This window comes from uncultured Bacteroides sp., from assembly GCF_910586915.1.
Classification (GTDB): Bacteria; Bacteroidota; Bacteroidia; order Bacteroidales; family Bacteroidaceae; genus Bacteroides.
Map to the genome: position 1 here is coordinate 1 of NZ_CAJULN010000074.1, position 6320 is coordinate 6320.

Annotated in this window: 6 protein-coding genes; 4 read left to right on the top strand and 2 right to left on the bottom strand. The window is 47.2% G+C overall.

What is annotated here, in order from left to right; all coding sequences use genetic code 11:
• Nucleotides 1-117: 117 nt before the first annotated feature.
• Nucleotides 118-363 (bottom strand): type II toxin-antitoxin system HigB family toxin, encoded by a 246-nt coding sequence (locus QZ331_RS14150; protein WP_294631364.1) that lies wholly within the window; start codon nt 361-363, stop codon nt 118-120.
• A gap of 462 nt (nt 364-825) precedes the next feature.
• The gene (locus tag QZ331_RS14155) at nt 826-2034 is read right to left on the bottom strand and encodes an ROK family transcriptional regulator (protein WP_294631365.1); all 1209 of its coding nucleotides are present in this window, start codon (nt 2032-2034) and stop codon (nt 826-828) included.
• A gap of 177 nt (nt 2035-2211) precedes the next feature.
• On the opposite strand from QZ331_RS14155, the gene QZ331_RS14160 reads away from it, so the two are divergent.
• From QZ331_RS14160 to QZ331_RS14175, 4 genes are all read left to right on the top strand, one after another.
• Nucleotides 2212-2658 carry a YhcH/YjgK/YiaL family protein gene (locus QZ331_RS14160; protein WP_294631366.1) on the top strand — a complete coding sequence of 149 codons (447 nt, stop codon included), beginning with the start codon at nt 2212-2214 and terminating at the stop codon, nt 2656-2658.
• Nucleotides 2659-2776: 118 nt separating this feature from the next.
• Complete coding sequence (locus QZ331_RS14165; RefSeq protein WP_294631369.1) at nt 2777-4024, top strand: MFS transporter; 1248 nt, start codon at nt 2777-2779, stop codon at nt 4022-4024.
• 29 nt (nt 4025-4053) lie between these two features.
• Nucleotides 4054-4971 (top strand): dihydrodipicolinate synthase family protein, encoded by a 918-nt coding sequence (locus tag QZ331_RS14170; protein ID WP_294631373.1) that lies wholly within the window; start codon nt 4054-4056, stop codon nt 4969-4971.
• 22 nt (nt 4972-4993) lie between these two features.
• On the top strand, nt 4994-6175 hold the full coding sequence (locus tag QZ331_RS14175) for an AGE family epimerase/isomerase (protein WP_294631371.1): 1182 nt from the start codon (nt 4994-4996) through the stop codon (nt 6173-6175).
• Nucleotides 6176-6320 lie beyond the last annotated feature (145 nt).

Here is a 6320-nt window from a genome sequence, read left to right on the forward strand (position 1 = left end):
CTCAACGTTCATTCACCATTTTTCTCCTATTCTCGTTTTTTTGTAGTATCTTTGCCATACAAAACAAATTTAAGCATTTGAACAATCTTTGTTATCGTATTCTTTATGCGTGCCAATCTATCGGATAAACACCTTTTTTGCAGCGAACAATATCATGGCAACCAGTCTGTAATCATTGCCTTTGATGTTGAATACAAACCTGTCGTTGCCTACATAGTCCACACTGTTGAAGGTTTGCTTTATATCAGCCAGGCAAGACCAGTCTGCCTTTTCTGTCTTTTTGTACCAGTCGCGCAAGGGCACATCGGAATCTGCGTGCTTTTGGGCGTAATCTCTTATGGCGGCAAACGATATTATTCTCATAACTTATTAATTTGACACAAAGATACGATTTGCTTTCTGAAAAACAAAATGTTTTTCTGTTATTTAGAATATAAGGGAAAGGAGCGTCAATCTTCTCCAATCGCTGCTATCCCTCAAGAGGGTCTAACAGCCCTTGCTCTTTCTCTTTCTCATGAAAACTTATTGTTTTGCGGCCGGATTTAGTTACATTTGCAACATAAACAAATTAATGAGAATGAATAGCCGGAACAACTTCAATGGATATACAAGAACAGCTCTTGGAGAAAAATAGGGGAGCTGCCTTTTTTGGAGCAGCTCCCTTCTCATTCTGACAGTAACCCGAAGTCACCTATTTGTTTGAACTTTACGTAAAATATAAAAACTCAATCTATATGTTAAGTCGTATCATTGTTTTGGTAGTTGCCGGAGTGGCCGTAGTCTATATTGTTCGTTTCATAGACAACCTCTTCTCCCGCAGATAAATCAACTCTCCACCATCCTGCTGCGTGCCAGCATACAAGCCCCTATGATACCGGCTTTGTCTTTCAGTTTGGAAGTCACGATAGCCGAATCCTTGTTGACAAGATTCAGCGAATACTTACGTATGGCTGTTTTGATAGGCTGCGTGATATAATCGCTTGTCAATGATACCGTGCCGCCTATGATGACCAGTTCGGGATTGAAGATATTGATAAGTCCGGCAATTTGCTTTCCAAGTTTTTGCCCGATTTCCTCAACGATTTCGATGCAGAGCAAATCCTCCTTGTTCACGGCAGCGATAATCTCGTCAAGCGTCAGAGGGTTCTCCTTCGATAAGATTCTGTTTGATAAGATGGAGCTCTCCCCGTTGCGGATACGTTCGATTAACATCCGGTGGAGGGCCGAGCCTGACGCTTCGGTCTCCAGACACCCCTTTTTCCCGCAATGGCAGATGATTTCGTTGTCAAACACATTCGTATGTCCGAATTCTCCGGAGAAGCCCGACTTTCCCGTATATATTTTCCCGTCGATGATGATGCCGATGCCCAGTCCCCAACTGATATTCACGAAGAGAATGTTCTTTTCTCCTTTTACGCATCCCTTGATGTATTCTCCGTAAGTCATGGCACGCGTATCGTTATCGATGGTCACCTGAAAACCGATTTTCTCAGTCATCACCTCTGACAAAGGTCTTTCCTCGAAATTGAATACACTGAAACTGTAGCCCGATTCAGGATTCACCCGGCCGGAAACGTTGATATTGATATTCAGAATCTTATCCTTGTCGATTTCAATTTTCTTTATGAATTGCCGGATAAGCCTGCATAGTTCGTCGAGTGCTTCCGGAGTATTTTCCGATTTGAAAGGGATGTTCATCTTCAGCTCTACCATGTCGCCTTTGAAATTGATTAGGCCTATGTTAATCGCGAACTTCTTGATGTCTACCCCGATGAAGTAGCCCGATTCGGGATTAAGGCCATACAGGCTGGGATAACGTCCGCCGCTTGTCTCCAGCTTGCCGTAGTCGTTTATATACCCTTCTTCGCACATCTCACTGATGAATTTCGTGACGGTAGGGACGCTCAAATCCAATTCTTTTGCCAAATCCGTAATAGTAGAACTGCCATTATATATATAATGTGTGATAATCCTCTTCTTCAGAAGAGCACTTTTGGTTCCTACTTCTATCTCTTTCAGTAAATGTTGTTTCATCTTGGTCCTTCTTTATACTTTGTGTGCAAAGATAGGGAATTTATTTATTATAAAGTATCCGGTGAATTTGATTTTGTAAAGTGATATAATAAATAGTTTTATTAATATGGGTGCGTATCTTAAATATTAGTCTTATATTTGCGCCCATATTATTCAAATCTAAAAGAAAGGAGAACCATGATTGTATCTAATCTGCAAAACAGCCAACGCGTGGAAGGGCTTCATCCCCAGTTCAAGGTGCTGTTCGATTATGTAAAGACACACGATTTGCTTCACGCCGATTTGGGCCGTATCGAGATAGACGGCGACCGGCTGTTCATCAACAATGTGAATCCGGAGTGCGTAGCTGCCGACAAACAGGTTTTGGAGTTGCACCGCGATTACATTGACGTGCATATCCTGCTGGAAGGAGCGGAGACCATTGGCTGGAAAGCCTTAGAAGACTTGCAGGACGAAGTCAAGCCCTACTCCAAAGAAGAAGAGTGCGCTTTATACTCCGACCGTCCTACTACCTATGTCGATTTGCTTCCGGGCCAGTTTGCGATTGTATATCCGGAAGACCCCCATGCGCCGGTTATCGGGCAAGGCAAGATTCGCAAACTGATAGCCAAAGTAAAACTCTGAACCCCGCTTCCTCCGGACGTAGTATAATAAAATATTTAATTATATATTTGGGTGATAATAAAAATATTGTTATGTTTGCAAGGATTTAATGCGGACAAAACATAAAAAATAACTTTATATGAAAAACAAAAGTATTTATCCCTGGGTAGTAGTCGGGTTGTTGTGGATAGTGGCGCTTCTTAATTACATGGACCGCCAGATGCTTTCTACGATGCAAGAAGCGATGAAGGTAGATATCGTCGAATTGAATAAAGCAGAAGCCTTTGGCGCTTTGATGGCTATATTCTTATGGATATACGGCTTTATGAGTCCCGTTGCCGGAATAATAGCCGACAGGGTAAATCGGAAATGGCTGGTAGTGGGCAGTCTCTTTGTATGGTCTGCCGTCACATTCCTGATGGGCTACGCCAGCGACTTCCACGAACTTTATTGGTTGCGCGCCATCATGGGCGTGAGTGAAGCACTCTACATACCGTCGGCTTTGTCGCTGATAGCCGACTGGCACGAGGGAAAATCGCGCTCTTTGGCAGTAGGGGTACATATGACGGGACTCTACGTAGGACAAGCCATCGGCGGGTTTGGAGCTACGGCGGCTGCCGCCTTTTCCTGGCAGGCAACTTTCCATTGGTTTGGCATCGTAGGCATTGTCTACTCTCTCGTACTTATCCTGTTCCTGAAAGAAAATCCGATTCATAATGTAGCCGTCAAGGAGACGGAGACGGGCGACGTCTCGAAAGAGAAGAAGCCCTCCGTCATGAGCGGCCTTTCCCTGTTGTTCACCAACTGGGCGTTCTGGGTGATTCTTATCTATTTCGCCGCTCCCAGCCTTCCGGGATGGGCCACCAAGAACTGGCTTCCGACCTTGTTTGCCGACAGCCTGAACATCCCCATGTCCGAAGCCGGACCGATATCCACCATCACGATTGCCGTCTCCTCGTTTATCGGCGTCATTTTAGGTGGAATCCTGTCCGACCGTTGGGTGCAGAAAAATATCCGCGGACGTGTCTATACCGGAGCCATCGGCCTGGGAATGACGATACCCGCTCTGCTTCTACTCGGATTCGGACATAGCTTTATCAGCGTGATTGGTGCCGGACTGCTCTTCGGTGTCGGCTTTGGAATATTTGACGCCAACAATATGCCCATACTGTGCCAGTTTGTATCCGCCAAACACCGTGCGACGGCTTACGGCGTGATGAATATGACCGGAGTATTCGCCGGAGCTGCCGTGACCGAAGTCCTCGGCAAGTGGACCGACGGCGGAAGTCTGGGACAGGGGTTTGCCATGCTCAGCATCGTAGTAGCCGTAGCTTTGGCACTTCAAATCTATTTCTTGAAACCCAAGACCGACAATATGGTCGACTAAGAGTAATAACTTTATAAAAAAATAAGATGATGGAACAAATCAAAGGACTTATCGACGCACCGTTTACTCCTTTTTACGAGAATGGTGAAGTAAACTTAGAACCCATTGAAGCATATGCTAAGATGCTGGTAAAGAACGGCCTTCAAGGCGTGTTTATCAATGGTTCTTCCGGCGAGGGCTATATGCTGACCGAAGAAGAACGTATGCGTCTTGCCGAACGTTGGGTCGCTGTGGCTCCCGAAGGCTTCAAAGTAATCGTCCACGTGGGAAGCTGCTGCGTGAAAGCGAGCCGTATGCTGGCAGAGCACGCGCAAAAGATAGGCGCGTGGGGAATCGGTGCGATGGCTCCTCCCTTTCCGAAAATCGGCCGTATCGAAGAGTTGGTGAAGTACATCGAAGAGATTGCCTGCGGTGCCCCCGAACTTCCTTTCTATTACTACCACATCCCCGCATTCAACGGTGCCTTCCTTCCGATGGTGAAACTGCTGGAAGCGGTAGACGGACGTGTCCCCAACTTTGCCGGCATCAAATACACCTTCGAAAGTATGTACGAATACAACCAGTGCCGTCTGTACAAGAATGGCAAGTACGATATGCTTCACGGCCAGGATGAAACGATTCTTCCCTGTCTCGCAATGGGCGGCGCCCAGGGCGGTATCGGCGGAACGACCAACTACAACGGAAAAGAACTCGTAGGCATCATCGAAGCCTGGAAAGCCGGCGATTTGGAAACAGCCCGCGAACGTCAGAACTTCTCGCAGGAGGTCATCAACGTGATTTGCCATTTCCGTGGAAACATCGTAGGCGGAAAGCGCATCATGAAACTGATAGGACTCGACCTCGGCAAGAACCGCACCCCTTTCCAGAACATGACCGACGAGGAAGAAGCGCAGATGAAAGCCGAGTTGGAAGCGATTCATTTCTTCGACCGTTGCAATAAATTCTAATCCGACAAACAGATACTCCATTATGAATGCGACAGAATATTTGGCTCAATGGGCTGCTTCCTACAAGGATGATATCGTGAACAACATCATGCCGTTCTGGATGAAGCACGGATTAGACCGTAAGCACGGTGGTGTCTACACTTGCCTCAATCGCGACGGCAGCCTGATGGACACTACGAAATCCGTATGGTTTCAAGGACGTTTCGGCTTCATAGCCGCCTATGCATACAACAACATCGAGAAGAATCCCGAGTGGCTTGCCGCCTCGAAAAGCTGCATCGACTTTATCGAGGCTCACTGCTTCGACACAGACGGACATATGTTTTTTGAGGTGACCGAAGAGGGGACTCCTCTCCGCAAGCGCCGTTATGTCTTTTCCGAAGGCTTTGCTGCGATTGCCCTGGCAGAGTATGCGCTGGCAACCGGCGAGCGGAAGTATGCAGAACGCGCGTTGGAGATTTTCAAGCGTACGCAGTATTTCCTGGAGACACCGGGAATGCTGGAGCCGAAATATCTGCCCACGATGGAAGCCCGTGGACATTCCATCACGATGATTCTTATCAACACCGCCTCCCGCATCCGTCTGGCGATTGACGACCCTGTGCTCACGGAGCAGATAGACCGTTCGATTTCGGCGCTGCGCCGATACTTCATCCATCCGGAATTCAAAGCCCTGCTTGAGACGGTAGGTCCCGAAGGTGAATTCATCGACACCTGCAACGGACGGGTCATCAACCCCGGACACTGCATCGAGACCGCCTGGTTCATCATGGAAGAAGCGAAATACCGCAACTGGGACAAGGAACTGCTGCAACTCGCTCTTCAGATTCTCGACTGGTCGTGGGAGTGGGGCTGGGACAAGGAGTTTGGCGGCATCATCAATTTCCGTGATTGCCGCAACCTTCCGCCGCAGGACTACTCGCAGGACATGAAATTCTGGTGGCCGCAGACCGAAACGATTATCGCCACGCTCTACGCTTATCAGGCAACGAAAGATGAAAAATATCTTCGGATGCACCAGCAAATCAGCGAATGGACCTATGCTCATTTCCCCGACAAAGAGTACGGAGAATGGTATGGCTACCTCCACCGTGACGGAACCGTGGCACAACCCGCCAAAGGCAACATCTTCAAAGGGCCTTTCCATATACCGCGCATGATGATTCGCAGCTATATGCTTTGTCGGGAAGAAGTAGGGTTGTAGATTATATTGATATACCTGTTGTTTATCATGTTAAACACCTTATGGATATGGTAGTAAGCCATACCATAAGGTGTTTCTTTTGTATTTAGATTTAAGGAATACACTTCATCTGCGAAAGTCTACCAAGTTCAGACAGAACTTAGGC

What these genes read in the sequence shown, in the direction of transcription:
- QZ331_RS14150 (WP_294631364.1), bottom strand. Translation starts at nt 363, where the DNA reads ATGAGAATAATATCGTTTGCCGCCATAAGAGATTACGCCCAAAAGCAC.
- QZ331_RS14155 (WP_294631365.1), bottom strand. Translation starts at nt 2,034, where the DNA reads ATGAAACAACATTTACTGAAAGAGATAGAAGTAGGAACCAAAAGTGCT.
- QZ331_RS14160 (WP_294631366.1), top strand. Translation starts at nt 2,212, where the DNA reads ATGATTGTATCTAATCTGCAAAACAGCCAACGCGTGGAAGGGCTTCAT.
- QZ331_RS14165 (WP_294631369.1), top strand. Translation starts at nt 2,777, where the DNA reads ATGAAAAACAAAAGTATTTATCCCTGGGTAGTAGTCGGGTTGTTGTGG.
- QZ331_RS14170 (WP_294631373.1), top strand. Translation starts at nt 4,054, where the DNA reads ATGGAACAAATCAAAGGACTTATCGACGCACCGTTTACTCCTTTTTAC.
- QZ331_RS14175 (WP_294631371.1), top strand. Translation starts at nt 4,994, where the DNA reads ATGAATGCGACAGAATATTTGGCTCAATGGGCTGCTTCCTACAAGGAT.